The following is a 13,184-nucleotide window of genomic DNA, read 5'->3' on the forward strand; positions in this document are numbered from 1 at the left end:
CACAACCTCGGGTATTAATAACGCCGGGTTGAATTAAGGTTAAAGGGGCTGCCTGTAAAAAAACGCGGCTAATATAAGTGGTTTTAGCGTAGGACTCAATCATTTATTTTAGCGCGGTTTTCATTAGGATTTTTCCTTTCTGAATCAAGGGGTAACATGGGGTTCTGTCGTTTACATACTTTAAAGATCGTTACCATTTCAGGCAAAATGTAACTGAAGGCCAAAATGCGTACAACGTCATGTAAACCATCAGAATGTCATGGTTTTATGCTTTCTTTACACACATTTACCTTTATTAACGCCCATGAATTGCCGATAAGACATTCTTTTTAACTAGTTTATCGATAAATATAATAAAAACGTCGACCCTAAAAGATAAATCACTTACTATGGCGCGCTTATTTGCACTACATGTAAATAAAAGAACTAATGCGCATCACACCGGTAACGCGTAAGAGGCATACACGTTATCGACAACGGGATGTTTATCCTGGGTTGTCACCAGAAATGTTCGCGGGCGGACATTTCGTAAGGCGAAGTCACTTCCCTTATGCCGAGAATGAAAATTTTCTAGCCATCTTTATATGGCGCCCTGATATGAGATTGTTATGACACGCATTTATCCACAATTCGTCGTTGCCAAATTTGGCGGTACCAGCGTTGCTGACTTTGACGCGATGAATCGCAGTGCCAGTATTGTTCTTGCAGATGAACAGGTTCGCCTGGTCGTATTATCTGCCTCCGCCGGTGTCACTAATCTGTTAGTCGAGCTTTCTGAAGGACTGGAAAGCAGCGATCGTATGGATAAAATCGATACCCTTCGCACCATCCAGTACAACATTATTTCCCGCCTGAAACAGCCAACGGTTATCAGCAAAGAAATAGACCAACTGCTTGAAAATATTGCCCGGCTTGCTGAAACCGCGCAGGCAATGCCATCGGCAGCATTAAGCGATGAACTGGTGAGCCACGGCGAGCTGATGTCGAGCCTGCTGTTTGCCGAAGTGCTGCGTGAACGTGAAGCCCAGGCAGAATGGTTTGACGCACGCAAAGTGATACGCACTAACGACGTATACGGTTGTGCGGAACCGAATCTTAGCCAGATCGCTGAACAGGCTGAAATGCACCTGCGCCCACGCATTGAACAGGCCATTGTTATCACTCAGGGCTTTATCGGTAGCGATGACGCCGGGCATACCACTACGCTTGGGCGCGGCGGCAGCGACTATACCGCATCCCTGATAGGCGAAGCGTTACAGGCAATGCGTGTCGATATTTGGACGGATGTCGCCGGGATCTATACCACCGATCCTCGCGTTGTACCGCAGGCCCAACGCATCGACCATATTTCATTCGCCGAAGCCAGCGATATGGCTGCGTTTGGGGCGAAAGTCTTACATCCGGCAACATTACTGCCAGCGATGCGCAAAAACATTCCGGTATTTGTCGGTTGCAGTAAAAATACCGCTGCTGGCGGTACGCTGGTCCGTCGTGAAACCGAGAATCCACCGCTGTATCGTGCGATTGCCGTTCGTCGCAAGCAAACGCTGTTACGACTGCACAGCCTGCACGCGCAGCCTGCCTACGCTTTTTTTGCTGATATGTTTGCCATCCTGGCACAGCATCAGGTGGATATTGATCTGGTGACCACGTCCGAAAGCAGCATTGCGTTGGCGCTCGATCCCTCCTGCGCGACATCCGGGGAAGATCACACCTTAACCACCTCACTGCTGACGGCGCTCTCTTCCCACTGCCGGGTTGAGATTGAAACGGGGCTGGCGCTGGTGACGCTGATTGGAAATCAGCTCCATCACGCTACGGGCGTATGTCGGGATGCCTTCGCTGAACTGGACGCGCATGCGGTACGTATGATTTGTCACGGCGCATCCAATAATAATCTCAGCTTCCTGCTGCCGGGCGACGCTGCCGATAGCGCCGTCGTTGCATTACATCGCAGGCTGTTCGAGTAAGGTTTTCAGGGGCGTTCGCGCCCCTTTTCAATTCATTGCCCCCGTTACCGCTTTCTTGTAACCTTCCCCGCTTATTTACGCACACTTTTTCGGACACTCATGACCGCTCAACATTCGAAAGATCCTTTGCACGGCGTTACGCTGGAAATGCAGGTTAATGCCCTGGTGGCTCGCTACGGTTGGGAAAAACTGGGCAAGCTGGTGAACATTAACTGTTTTAAAAATGATCCTAGTGTGAAATCCAGCCTCAAGTTTTTGCGCCGCACGCCCTGGGCGCGGGCGGAAGTTGAAGCACTCTATCTTGATTCCCTCGACGACGATGAACCTCAGGATGGCGCATTTAACCCATGGCTTCAGGGGCGTAACGATAAGATCTGATTCCCTTCCCCTGCAAATCGTAAGAGAATATCGCCTCTCAAGGAACTAGTAGAAAATGGGCGATTATGATCATCTCTTTGCGGGGCGTCTCCCCGGTCACTCAGGTTAAAAAACTAGGCACACTGGTTGCCGTGGCATTACTTGTTGTCAGTTGTTCGTCTAAGCCACCGAGTTCACTTGTTACGCCATCGGGTAATACGACGAAGCCTGTCGGTAAAACACAGAAACATAACGAGCCGATGCGCGGGATTTGGCTGGCAACGGTTTCACGGCTCGACTGGCCGCCAGTAAATTCGGTCAATATCAGCAGCCCTGCTATTCGCATCAATAAACAGAAAGAAGCGTTAACGGCGAAGCTCGATAACCTGAAGCAGTTGGGTATTAATACCGTGTTTTTCCAGGTAAAACCCGATGGCACCGCGCTCTGGGATTCTAAAATTTTGCCGTGGTCTGATACTTTAACCGGCAAGATTGGCGAAAACCCTGGGTACGATCCGTTGCAGTTTATGCTGGATGAAGCCCACAAACGCGGCATGAAAGTTCATGCCTGGTTCAACCCGTACCGGGTAACGACCAACACCAAACCTTCAACGGTGGCCGAGCTGAATCGTACGCTCTCGCAGCAGCCTGCCAGCATTTTTGTCCTGCATCGCGACTGGATCCGCACATCAAGCGATCGCTTTGTGCTTGATCCCGGCATTCCGGAAGCGCGCGACTGGATTACCAGTATTGTGGCGGAAGTGGTGGCGAAATATCCAGTCGATGGCGTTCAGTTTGATGACTATTTCTATACCGAAACCCCTGGCTCGACGCTTAACGATAACCAGACCTGGCGCCAATACGGCCAACAGTACGCATCAAAAGCTGACTGGCGACGTCATAATACACAACTGCTTATCGAGCAAGTGTCCCGCACCATCAAACAGCTGAAACCCGACGTCGAGTTTGGCGTAAGCCCGGCGGGCGTCTGGCGTAACCGTTCGCACGATCCGTTAGGGTCGGATACGCGCGGTGCGGCCGCCTACGACGAATCTTATGCTGATACTCGCCTTTGGGTACAACAGGGCTTGCTGGATTACATTGCCCCGCAACTTTACTGGCCGTTCGCGCGTGATGCAGCGCGTTATGATGTGCTGGCAAAATGGTGGGCGGATGTGGTGAAACCAACCAAAACGCGTCTGTACATTGGCGTGGCGTTGTATAAAGTGGGCGAACCGTCAAATAAAGAACCTGACTGGGCGGTGAATGGCGGCGTGCCGGAGCTGAGCAAACAGCTAGATCTCAACGAATCCATCCCTGAAATTAACGGGACGATCCTGTTCCGCGAAGATAATCTCAATCAACCGCAAACTCGCCAGGCGGTGAATTATCTGAAAACCCGCTGGGGCCATTAATCCTCCCTTTTGTGCGCTACGCAAATCCGGCGTAGCGCGCCTCATCTGCTATGCTTACCCTGACATTCTTTACTGGAGAACGGATATGGGATTGTTTAACTTCGTGAAAGAAGCAGGTGAAAAACTGTGGGATAAACTGACGGATTCGCATCAGGACCAGGGCGAAAAAGTCACCGAGCATTTGAAGAAACTCAATATTCCCGGTGCGGATAAAGTCCAGGTGACGGTTGTTGATGGGAAAGCCAGCGTCACCGGTGATGGACTAACCCAGGAAGAGAAAGAAAAAATTCAGGTTGCGGTGGGTAACGTTGCCGGGGTCAGTGAAGTGGAGAATAACATCACGGCTGCTGATAGCGCGGATGAAGCCACCTATTACACCGTGAAGTCCGGTGATACGCTGAGCGCGATTTCTAAAACCGTTTATGGCAATGCCAATCTGTATAACAAAATTTTTGAAGCCAACCGTCCGATGCTTTCTCACCCGGATAAAATTTATCCCGGTCAGACATTACGTATTCCTAAAGCCTGATAGCCGTACGCTTGCCGGAAGTCATTCCGGTAAGCGTTTACCCCTCGTTGTATTCACAGGCAAAATATCGTATAAAACCTCCTGTCCGAGGGGTGTCCAGTAATGGGCTGAGATGGCGCAAGCCGAACCCTTAGAACCTGATCTGGGTCATGCCAGCGAAGGGACGGGTTAGCCATCTATTTATACAGCCAATTCCTGTTCTTCCCTTATTGCGCCCGGATCTCCACCGATTACTGGAGGTCCCATGTCTTTACCCCTTTTTGAAACTGGTCTTTACGCGCGTCTGCGCTCGCTTGCCGGTCACCACTGGTATGATTACGTCGCGCATGAATTTGTTCAGCAGTTAGGCGCAGGCACCCTGCCTGAACCCGCTTTCCGCCGATATCTCACCCAGGATTATCTGTTTTTAGTTCATTTCGCCCGCGCCTACGCGCTGCTGGTCAGCAAACTGCAAAACCTGCCGGAGATGCGCGCCGCGACAGCATCACTGAATGCGATTCTTAACGAATTGCCGCTACATATCAGCTACTGCCAGCAATGGGGGTTAACGGAGTCCGACGTTACGCAGGTGGAAGAAGCCGCTGAAACGGTGAACTACACCCGTTACGTGCTGGATGTGGGACACTCAGGCGATGTGCTTGATTTGCTTACCGCATTGATGCCCTGTGTAGCAGGCTATGCGGAAATCGGCCTGCGCCTGCTCAACGATCCGGCGACTGTCTTTGAGGGGAACCCCTACGCGCCGTGGATCCGTAACTATGGTGACAAGGACTATCTGGCAGGCGTACAAGCCTCACTGACACTATTTGAAAATCTGGCCGCTGCGCGTGGAGGTGAAAGCCGTATCGGTGAGCTTTCATCTATCTTCACCACCGCCACTCGACTGGAAAGCGCGTTCTGGCAGATGGGATTGAACGCAAAATCATGAAGTGCGTGAATGCATCCCCGGCCATCAGGGTGACAGACCTTACACTTCGCTACGGCGATAAGACGATATTTGAAAATCTCAACGTCGAGATCCCCGCGGGTCATTTCGTTTCGTTGCTCGGTGCCAGCGGTGCGGGGAAAACCAGCCTGCTGCGTATCGTTGCCGGGCTGGCCGCGCCAACGGCTGGCTCGGTGACGGATGAACACGGTCATCCGCTGGAAGGCCGTATCAGCTGGATGGGTCAGCGCGATCTGCTCTATCCGTGGTTAACCATCGAACAAAATGTTTGCTTGGGTGCGCGTTTGCGCGGTGACCAAGCCGATCGTGAGTGGGCACAAGAGTTGCTCTATCGCGTTGGCTTAAGTGGTTACGGCCATGCCCTTCCGCAGACGTTATCCGGCGGGATGCGTCAGCGCGCCGCCATCGCCCGTACCCTCTACGAACAGCAGCCAATTGTGTTGATGGATGAGCCATTTTCCGCGCTGGATGCGATTACCCGCGCCACGATTCAAACGCTGGCGGCGGAATTACTGGCCGATCGTACCGTGTTGCTGATTACCCACGATCCCGCTGAGGCCTGCCGTTTGAGCCATCGCATTCTCGTTCTGGCGAAATATCCTGGCGGTATTGATGACGCCCACATTATGGCTGGCATCCCGCCACGTGACCTGGACGATCCTCAGGTTATCCAGAGCCAACGCGAGCTTATGCAACAACTGATTCGGGGGGCACAGTGATTTTCTTATCACGTATCTGGCGCGGAGTGACGCTGTTTGCAGGCTTAATGGGCTTATGGTGGCTGGCGACGCTCGGCTCTATCCCGGCATTCCTGCTGCCCTCGCCCACGGCGGTGGTTCAAGCCCTGCACGATAATGGTCGTTACCTCGGCTGGCACACATTGATTACGCTATCGGAAATCGCCAGTGGGCTGGTGATTGGTGTACTGCTCGGGGCGATTCTGGCGCTGTGCATGGTCTTCTCACCCCGTCTTCAGCGCTGGGTGATGCCAGTGGTATTAACCAGCCAGGCGATTCCTGTCTTCGCACTCGCTCCGCTGTTGGTGCTGTGGTTTGGTTTTGGCATGAGCGCCAAGGTCACCATGGCGGTGCTGATTATTTTCTTTCCGGTGACGTCGGCTCTGTTTGACGGTCTGCGCCGGGTAAGCGGTGATTATCTCGACCTGGCCCGCACCATGGGAGGATCACGCTGGGCACTACTCCGCCATGTCCAGTTGATGGCCGCCCTGCCTGCGTTTGGCTCTGGCCTGCGCATGGCGGCAGCCGTTGCGCCCATCGGCGCCATCATTGGCGAATGGGTCGGCTCGGCGGAAGGTTTGGGTTATGTGATGCTCAACGCCAACGCACGCATGCAGAGTGACATCTGCTTCGCCGCCCTTCTGATACTCGTTTTGATGACCATCTCCCTGTGGATGATCATCGATGCCCTGTTACATCGCCTGATTTATTGGGTTCCGGATAACCATTGAGAAAACTACGATGACAACAAAAATACTGAAACCTGCGCTCGCTGCTCTGCTTATCGCCGGTACACTTTCGCCAGACGCCTGGGCGCTGGAGAAAGTGACGCTGGTACTGGACTGGTACATCAACCCAGACCACGCCCCCGTGATGGTTGCACAGCAAATCGGCGCATTTAAAGAGGAAGGCCTGGACGTCACAATTGTCCCACCTTCCGATCCGGCGCTTCCTCCGCGCCTGGTGGCAGCAAAACAGGCCGATCTGGCGATCACCTATCAACCGCAACTGCACTTTTTTGCCGATCAGGGCTTACCGCTGATGCGTGTGGGCACACTTATCAATACGCCGCTGAATACGGTGATTGCGCTGGATAAAAATATTAAATCGCCTGCTGATTTAAAAGGTAAAAGCGTGGGCTATTCCGTCAGTGGCATCGAGCAGGCGACGCTCGATACCATGCTGAAACATAGCAATACGCCAGCGGATGCGGTGAAGCTTATCAACGTTAACTTTCAGCTAACCAGTGCTCTATTGACCGGCAAAGTGGACGCGGTGATTGGCGGCTATCGAAACATCGAAGCCCTGGAGATCCAGCTTCAGGGAAAAGAACCGGTGGTGTTTAATGTCGAGGATTATGGCGTGCCTGCGTACGATGAGCTGATTCTGGTGGCGAATAAAGAGATGGCTGGAGAAGCGAAAATTAAAAAATTCCTCGCGGCTTTGAAAAAAGGCAGCGACTACCTGCACGCGCATCCGCAGGAGAGCTGGAAAACGTTCGCCAGTCTGCATCCTGAGCTTAATACCGAATTGAATAAGCAGGCATGGATGAAAACGCTGCCGCTCTTTGCGCAAGATCCGGCAAAACTGGATAAAGCCCGCTATGCGCATTACGAGCAGTTTTTGTTTGATAACAAACTTATCAAAAAAATAACCCCGGTAGAGCAGTACGCTACCGGGGTTATGTAAGCCATACATCAGATTGCGAACGAAGTGCGCTTTGTTATTGCCGGATGTGGCGTAAACGCCTTATCCGGCCTACAAAATTTCGTGAATTCAATCTAATGTAGGCCTGATAAGCGCAGCGCATCAGGCAATTTTACAGCGCCATGTCGTGCTGAGGTGACGCTTCAGGCTGTGATGCTTTCTGCGTGACGTTGTCACTTGCATCAGCATTCATTTTGATTACCGGAGGCTTAACCAGCTGCAACGTGGCTGCGGTATCGTCCCAAACCTGCTGCGTCAGCGCGCTGTTACCGTTCAGTTGCTGACCGTAGCTCGGCACAATCGCGCGGATTTTGCTCTGCCATTGCTCAGAACTGAATTGTTCCGGGAACATCTTCTTAATCACGTTCAGGGTGATGGGCGCAGCGGTCGATGCGCCCGGAGAAGCACCCAGCAATGCGGAAATCGTGCGCTGTTGGTCAACAACCACTTCCGTACCCAGTTTCAGTACGCCACCTTTGTCTTCATCTTTCTTGATAATCTGCACACGCTGACCTGCCTGAATCAGTTTCCAGTCTTCTTTACGCGCCTGAGGATAGTACTCTTTCAGCGCGGCAAAACGGTCATCATCGCTCAACATAACCTGACTAATCAGGTATTTGACGAGATCAAAGTTATCCAGCCCCACATGCGTCATCGGCATCACGTTGCTGGTTGTGGTGGTGCTCAGCAAATCGAAGAACGAGCCATTTTTAAGGAATTTGGTGGAGAACGTTGCGAACGGCCCAAACAGCACCACGCGTTTACCGTCGATGAAACGTGCATCAATGTGCGGTACGGACATCGGCGGCGCACCAACGGAGGCCTGGCCATAGACTTTCTGTAGGTGCTCTTTAGTGATCGCCGGGTTTTCCGTCATCAGGAAAGAACCGCCAACCGGGAACCCTGCATAATTATCGGCTTCAGGAATGCCCGTTTTTTGCAGTAATTTCAGTGCCCCACCGCCAGCACCGATAAATACATATTTGGCATCAATCGCATGCTCTTTACCGTTATTCACATCCTTGATTGTCACGTGCCAGGAGTTATCGCCATTGCGTTTAAACTCAGTCACTTCAGACGAGGTTTGCAAAGAGAAATTCGGGCTTTTTTTCAGGCTGCCGATCAACTGGCGGGTAATTTCACCGTAGTTCACATCGGTACCGGCTGGCGTCCAGGTTGCAGCCACTTTCTGCTGCGGATCGCGCCCTTGCATTACCAGCGGAGCCCATTGCTGAATTTGCTGGTGATCGGTAGAGAATTTCATGCCCTGGAACAACGTCGTTTTTTGCAGCGCATCATAACGCTTTTGCAAATAATTAACGTTGGTGTCGCCCCAGACAAAACTCATATGCGGGGTGGAATTAATAAAGGAGTGCGGTTCACGTAAAATGCCGCGTTTCACCTGCGCCGTCCAGAATTGACGCGAGATCATAAACTGCTCATTAATATCCAGCGCTTTGCTGACATCAATCGAACCGTCCGGACGTTCCGGCGTATAGTTCAGCTCCATATTCGCCGAGTGCCCCGTACCGGCGTTATTCCAGCCATTAGAGGATTCCAGCGCCACGCCGTCGAGTTTTTCGACCATGACCTGCTTCCAGTCTGGCTGCAGCTCCTGGAGCCACGTGCCGAGAGAGGCACTCATAATACCGCCGCCAATCAGAAGGAAATCGGTTTTTTGTGAGGTTTCAGAATTAGCCCAGGTTGCCGAACTGACAAACAGCGCCACAGAGGTGAGTGAGATAATTGTCTTTTTAATTGCAGGCATAATAGTAATATCACATAGCATTGATGAAACATGAATAAATATAGTAAAGCATTTTTACGATAATTTAAAATATCTACAACATTTTTCGCACTATTATATAATTACATATTTATTTAGTTATTTAATTAAATAAATCATCAACACTCTTTGTTGGGTATTTTCGTTATGTAGGAACGCATGCGCTTCCCTCGTTCTTATGGAACGAGGGAGTAAAATGAAAGGCTTTACCAGGAGAAATCCTGGACCAGTGATAAGTCCCAGGCAGTGGCAAACAGTGAAATGAAGATGATCAGGTTCACTGCGGTTTCTATTCTTTTTTCCATTTTGATTCTCCTTATGCCGGTTATGACGATCTAACACGGAAAACCTTAATGATTTCTTAATGCTGCACGACCATCATAAGGCGAACGCAGCAGGTTATGAATACGAGTATGCCAATAAAAACCGGCTGCGTCCCCCTCTTTTACTTTTGCGCACTAAGTGAGCTGATAGTGCTTATCTGCCGTCAGTTTTGCCGGGATCACGGTTTCATCGTTCATTTGCAGCAGCTCTATCTCAATCGCGTTGCAGATAGCATCCAGCGGCAGATCGTTATCTTCCATGCCAAACGGCTCTTCCAGTTCTTCGGCAAGGGTATCAAGCGCGATAAACGTGTACGAGATAAGCACCGACACAAACGGCGTCATGTAGTGCAAATCAACAACCAGCGCGAACGGCAGCATGATGCAAAACAGATAAACGGTGCGGTGCAGGATCAGCGAATAGGCAAAAGGCACGGGTGTATTGGCAATACGCTCGCACCCGGCCAGTACGCCCGACATATCATTAAGCCGGTTATTCAGGCTATGAAACAGAATGTCCGACAGTTTTCCTTCGCGACGACGCACGGCCAGCCACTCCCCCATCATCAGGAGAATACGGTTTGCAGGCGTTTGAACGGCCAGAACCTGAGCCAGCTGTTTGTCATCAAGATAGTTTGCCAGCACCGCTTTCGCAGGCTGGCGGCGTAATGACAAGCGCAGGCTGTGGGCAAACGCGATTTGCAGCCTGGTAAACTCCGCAATATTGGGTTCGTCGTGAAGCGTATTTTTCACTTCCCGCAGCAAGGAGCGTGAAGCAATCATCAGTTGCCCCCACAGCAAGCGCGCTTCCACATAACGTGCGTAGCAGGCGTTATTTCTGAAGCCCAGGAAGATAGCAATGGCGACACCAAGAATACTGAATGGCGCCACGGTAAGCTTGATACCCAGTGAGGTGTACCACGGTAAAATTGCGATAACCACAATTGAGAGCAGGAAATTGAGTAGCAAGCGAGAGTAGATCTTGGGAAGCACCGAACCATGCCAGACAAGAATGCGAGGCAGCCAGTGTTGATGAGGACGCGCAATCATATATTTATCGATTAAGTTAATAACTTGTTTATTAAACGTGATTGCGGTCACATATTCAAGCGGTTTGCTTGGCTGTCGCGTATAATCAATCCCCTTTCATTCCTGCCAAAAATGACGACGCACGATGTTTAAGTGTGGATTACAAAGAGATGAAATATGTATGTTGTAACTAATGGTGCTAAATAAAAAACCCGGCATTTGCCGGGTCTGGTTCATGCTCTTAGCACAGCGGCTGAACGGCTTTACGCATTCCCTGCAGCAGAATCGCGTCAAGATCCAGAGACACCTGCTCGACAAGGCCGACAACCTGAGTCAGGTCCTGCTCCCAATGCTCACTCACAGAAAGCACCGTTTTCACCAGCTCGCTGGTACTAATCAACTGATCACGATGCTGCGCCCACAGTTGCTGATAACGTTCAATCCAGTGCGCATCATCCTGTACCGGATACGTTTCACCGTTACGCTCTGCGCGATAAAACGCAATCAGTGCCGCCAGCGCGAAAGTTAAACGTGCAGGCAGTTTGCCGGTTGCCTTCTGCCCTGCCAGCAGTTGCGGCAGAATACGGGTACGGAATTTCGTCATCCCGTTCAGCGCGATAGAAAGCAACTGATGCTTGATATACGGATTGCGGAAACGCCCGGTTACCGCGCTGGCGAAAGATTCCAGCTCATCACGCGGCAAATCGAGCACCGGGATAATCTCGTCGTAAATGGCTTTTTCAACGAAAGCACAGATTTCCGCGTCATTCATCGCCTCGCCGACCGTATCGAGCCCTGCCTGGTAGGCTACCGGCACCAGAGCCGTGTGCGCCCCGTTCAGAATCGCCACTTTACGCTCTTTATACGGTTTGATGTCATCCACAATCAGCACGTTGAGGGAGAGTTTGTCGAGACGCAGTTCGCTGGCGAGCGATTTCGGCCCCTGAATAACAAACAGGTAGAAGTGCTCAGCGGTATCAAGGAAACCGTCTTTGTAACCCAGTTCCGCTTCAATGGACGCCGCTTCATCACGCGGATAACCGGTAACAATTCGGTCGACCAGGGTGGAACAGAATGTGTTGGATTCATTCAGCCAGGTCACAAATTCCACCGGCAGCGCCCACTCCTGCGCGTAACGCAGCACCAGTTCATGCAGCGCGTCACCGTTATAGTCTATCAGTTCGCAAGGAATGATAATCCAGCCTTTATCCGCTGCGCCGTTAAAATGCGTGTAGCGTTCAAACAGCAGACGAGTCAGTTTAGCCGGATAGCTTACGGCCGGTGCATCATCAAATTTATCGCCGGCATGGTAGCTGATGCCCGCTTCCGTGGTGTTCGAGAAGACAAAGCGCATGTCCGGGTTGTGTGCCAGTTTCAGGAAAGCGTCGTAATCGGTATAAGCGCTGATTTCGCGGTTAACGGAACGAATTAAACGCGCATCGCTCACGGCATCGCCCTGCTCATTCAGGCCACGAATGATGGTCGTGTACAGGCCATCCTGCGTGCTGAGTGACGGCGGGAAATCGCTGGCAATCGGGCGAACAATCACTACACCGGCATTCAGATCGGTGTGTTCGTTCAGCAGGTCGATCTGCCAGTCAACGAATGCGCGCAGGAAGTTACCTTCGCCAAACTGAATGATACGTTCAGGGTACTGCGCACCGGGGAAGTCCTGGCGGTTCAGAGTCTTCACAATCGTTTCCTTTTTAATTAGTCATACAACCTGGTCGAATTGGTGTAATAACTTACCAGATTTTTAGACAATGAAACCCTGTTTTGATCAAAATGTGAGGACTAATTCATAATTCAGAGGAATTTATAGAACACACTGGTGGCGGTTAATTCCCCCGCAGGCATCAGCGCATAACGCGGGATTTCGCCCACTTTATGCCAGCCAGCGCGCTGGTAGAACGTCTCCGCCCCGCTTCCCGTTGCGGTATCAAGCACAAGCACGTTTTTGCCTGCATCACGCGCTATCGTTTCCAGATGCGACATCAACTGACTTGCTATACCAAAACGTCTGGCATCCTCATGCACCAGCAGTTTAGCCACATCCGCGCGATGCGGCTGGTTCTCGGGTTGATCGATAATAAGCTGGACGGTGCCGACAATCCGCTGCTGCGCGTCTACTGCCACAAGTAAGATACGTTCATTCGCCACCACGCTCACCGCGGTACGTTGCCAGAATGCCAGCGCTTTTTCGCGGCTAAAAGGCAGCATAAAACTGACCGACGCGCCGCCTTCAACGCAGTTGATCAGAATGTCGGTCAGATCATGGAGATGCAACAGAATTTCATCATGGGATAGCGTGCGCACGGTAAAGGACGGGGTCATGAAACTCTCCTGAGTGAATTTCATGTCACTATCGCTGGCGGCGCGTAACAG

General features: G+C 51.4%; 12 protein-coding genes and 1 riboswitch. Of the genes, 8 read left to right on the forward strand and 4 right to left on the reverse strand.

Annotation, left to right across the window (positions count from 1 at the left end; translation table 11 throughout):
- Nucleotides 1–608 precede the first annotated feature (608 nt).
- The 8 genes from lysC to ACOXYR_RS10350 all read left to right on the forward strand — a co-directional run bounded on the left by lysC (nucleotide 609) and on the right by ACOXYR_RS10350 (nucleotide 7,643).
- Entirely contained in the window at nucleotides 609–1,970 is a 1,362-nt protein-coding gene (lysC, locus tag ACOXYR_RS10315; protein WP_421356151.1) for a lysine-sensitive aspartokinase 3, read from the forward strand.
- A gap of 99 nt (nucleotides 1,971–2,069) precedes the next feature.
- Nucleotides 2,070–2,348, forward strand: coding sequence for a VF530 family protein (locus tag ACOXYR_RS10320; protein ID WP_113856884.1), 279 nt, complete (start codon nucleotides 2,070–2,072; stop codon nucleotides 2,346–2,348).
- Nucleotides 2,349–2,413: 65 nt separating this feature from the next.
- Nucleotides 2,414–3,742, forward strand: coding sequence for a glycoside hydrolase family 10-like protein (locus ACOXYR_RS10325; RefSeq protein ID WP_421356152.1), 1,329 nt, complete (start codon nucleotides 2,414–2,416; stop codon nucleotides 3,740–3,742).
- 85 nt (nucleotides 3,743–3,827) lie between these two features.
- Complete coding sequence (lysM, locus tag ACOXYR_RS10330) at nucleotides 3,828–4,271, forward strand: peptidoglycan-binding protein LysM (protein ID WP_108474258.1); 444 nt, start codon at nucleotides 3,828–3,830, stop codon at nucleotides 4,269–4,271.
- A 78-nt stretch (nucleotides 4,272–4,349) separates the two neighbouring features.
- A riboswitch (TPP riboswitch) is annotated at nucleotides 4,350–4,452 on the forward strand.
- Nucleotides 4,453–4,515: 63 nt separating this feature from the next.
- Nucleotides 4,516–5,199 carry a thiaminase II gene (gene tenA, locus ACOXYR_RS10335; RefSeq protein WP_421356153.1) on the forward strand — a complete coding sequence of 228 codons (684 nt, stop codon included), beginning with the start codon at nucleotides 4,516–4,518 and terminating at the stop codon, nucleotides 5,197–5,199.
- Nucleotides 5,196–5,936: an ABC transporter ATP-binding protein gene (locus tag ACOXYR_RS10340; protein ID WP_421356154.1), complete on the forward strand. Its 741-nt coding sequence runs from the start codon at nucleotides 5,196–5,198 to the stop codon at nucleotides 5,934–5,936. The genes tenA and ACOXYR_RS10340 overlap by 4 nt, the downstream gene beginning before the upstream one ends.
- Nucleotides 5,937–5,983: 47 nt before the next feature.
- Nucleotides 5,984–6,685 (forward strand): ABC transporter permease, encoded by a 702-nt coding sequence (locus tag ACOXYR_RS10345; RefSeq protein WP_421356171.1) that lies wholly within the window; start codon nucleotides 5,984–5,986, stop codon nucleotides 6,683–6,685.
- Between the two features lie 10 nt (nucleotides 6,686–6,695).
- Nucleotides 6,696–7,643, forward strand: coding sequence for an ABC transporter substrate-binding protein (locus ACOXYR_RS10350; RefSeq protein WP_421356155.1), 948 nt, complete (start codon nucleotides 6,696–6,698; stop codon nucleotides 7,641–7,643).
- A gap of 130 nt (nucleotides 7,644–7,773) precedes the next feature.
- Here the strand turns inward: ACOXYR_RS10350 and mqo are convergent, their stop codons facing one another.
- The 4 genes from mqo to ACOXYR_RS10370 all read right to left on the reverse strand — a co-directional run bounded on the left by mqo (nucleotide 7,774) and on the right by ACOXYR_RS10370 (nucleotide 13,133).
- Nucleotides 7,774–9,450, reverse strand: coding sequence for a malate dehydrogenase (quinone) (gene mqo, locus ACOXYR_RS10355; protein WP_421356156.1), 1,677 nt, complete (start codon nucleotides 9,448–9,450; stop codon nucleotides 7,774–7,776).
- A gap of 455 nt (nucleotides 9,451–9,905) precedes the next feature.
- Nucleotides 9,906–10,820, reverse strand: a complete 915-nt coding sequence (locus ACOXYR_RS10360) for a bestrophin family protein (protein ID WP_189623152.1) — start codon at nucleotides 10,818–10,820, stop codon at nucleotides 9,906–9,908.
- Between the two features lie 220 nt (nucleotides 10,821–11,040).
- A complete protein-coding gene (locus ACOXYR_RS10365) occupies nucleotides 11,041–12,492 on the reverse strand; it encodes a tagaturonate reductase (RefSeq protein ID WP_108474252.1) in 1,452 nt (483 codons plus the stop codon).
- Between the two features lie 113 nt (nucleotides 12,493–12,605).
- Nucleotides 12,606–13,133, reverse strand: a complete 528-nt coding sequence (locus tag ACOXYR_RS10370; RefSeq protein WP_421356172.1) for a GNAT family N-acetyltransferase — start codon at nucleotides 13,131–13,133, stop codon at nucleotides 12,606–12,608.
- Nucleotides 13,134–13,184 lie beyond the last annotated feature (51 nt).

The sequence above is a fragment of the Pseudocitrobacter faecalis genome (assembly GCF_965231525.1).
Taxonomy (GTDB): Bacteria; Pseudomonadota; Gammaproteobacteria; order Enterobacterales; family Enterobacteriaceae; genus Pseudocitrobacter; species Pseudocitrobacter faecalis.

Coding starts and splice junctions, on each gene's coding strand:
- lysC (WP_421356151.1), top strand. CDS start 609: ATGACACGCATTTATCCACAATTCGTCGTTGCCAAATTTGGCGGTACC.
- ACOXYR_RS10320 (WP_113856884.1), top strand. CDS start 2,070: ATGACCGCTCAACATTCGAAAGATCCTTTGCACGGCGTTACGCTGGAA.
- ACOXYR_RS10325 (WP_421356152.1), top strand. CDS start 2,414: ATGATCATCTCTTTGCGGGGCGTCTCCCCGGTCACTCAGGTTAAAAAA.
- lysM (WP_108474258.1), top strand. CDS start 3,828: ATGGGATTGTTTAACTTCGTGAAAGAAGCAGGTGAAAAACTGTGGGAT.
- tenA (WP_421356153.1), top strand. CDS start 4,516: ATGTCTTTACCCCTTTTTGAAACTGGTCTTTACGCGCGTCTGCGCTCG.
- ACOXYR_RS10340 (WP_421356154.1), top strand. CDS start 5,196: ATGAAGTGCGTGAATGCATCCCCGGCCATCAGGGTGACAGACCTTACA.
- ACOXYR_RS10345 (WP_421356171.1), top strand. CDS start 5,984: ATGGGCTTATGGTGGCTGGCGACGCTCGGCTCTATCCCGGCATTCCTG.
- ACOXYR_RS10350 (WP_421356155.1), top strand. CDS start 6,696: ATGACAACAAAAATACTGAAACCTGCGCTCGCTGCTCTGCTTATCGCC.
- mqo (WP_421356156.1), bottom strand. CDS start 9,450: ATGCTATGTGATATTACTATTATGCCTGCAATTAAAAAGACAATTATC.
- ACOXYR_RS10360 (WP_189623152.1), bottom strand. CDS start 10,820: ATGATTGCGCGTCCTCATCAACACTGGCTGCCTCGCATTCTTGTCTGG.
- ACOXYR_RS10370 (WP_421356172.1), bottom strand. CDS start 13,133: ATGACCCCGTCCTTTACCGTGCGCACGCTATCCCATGATGAAATTCTG.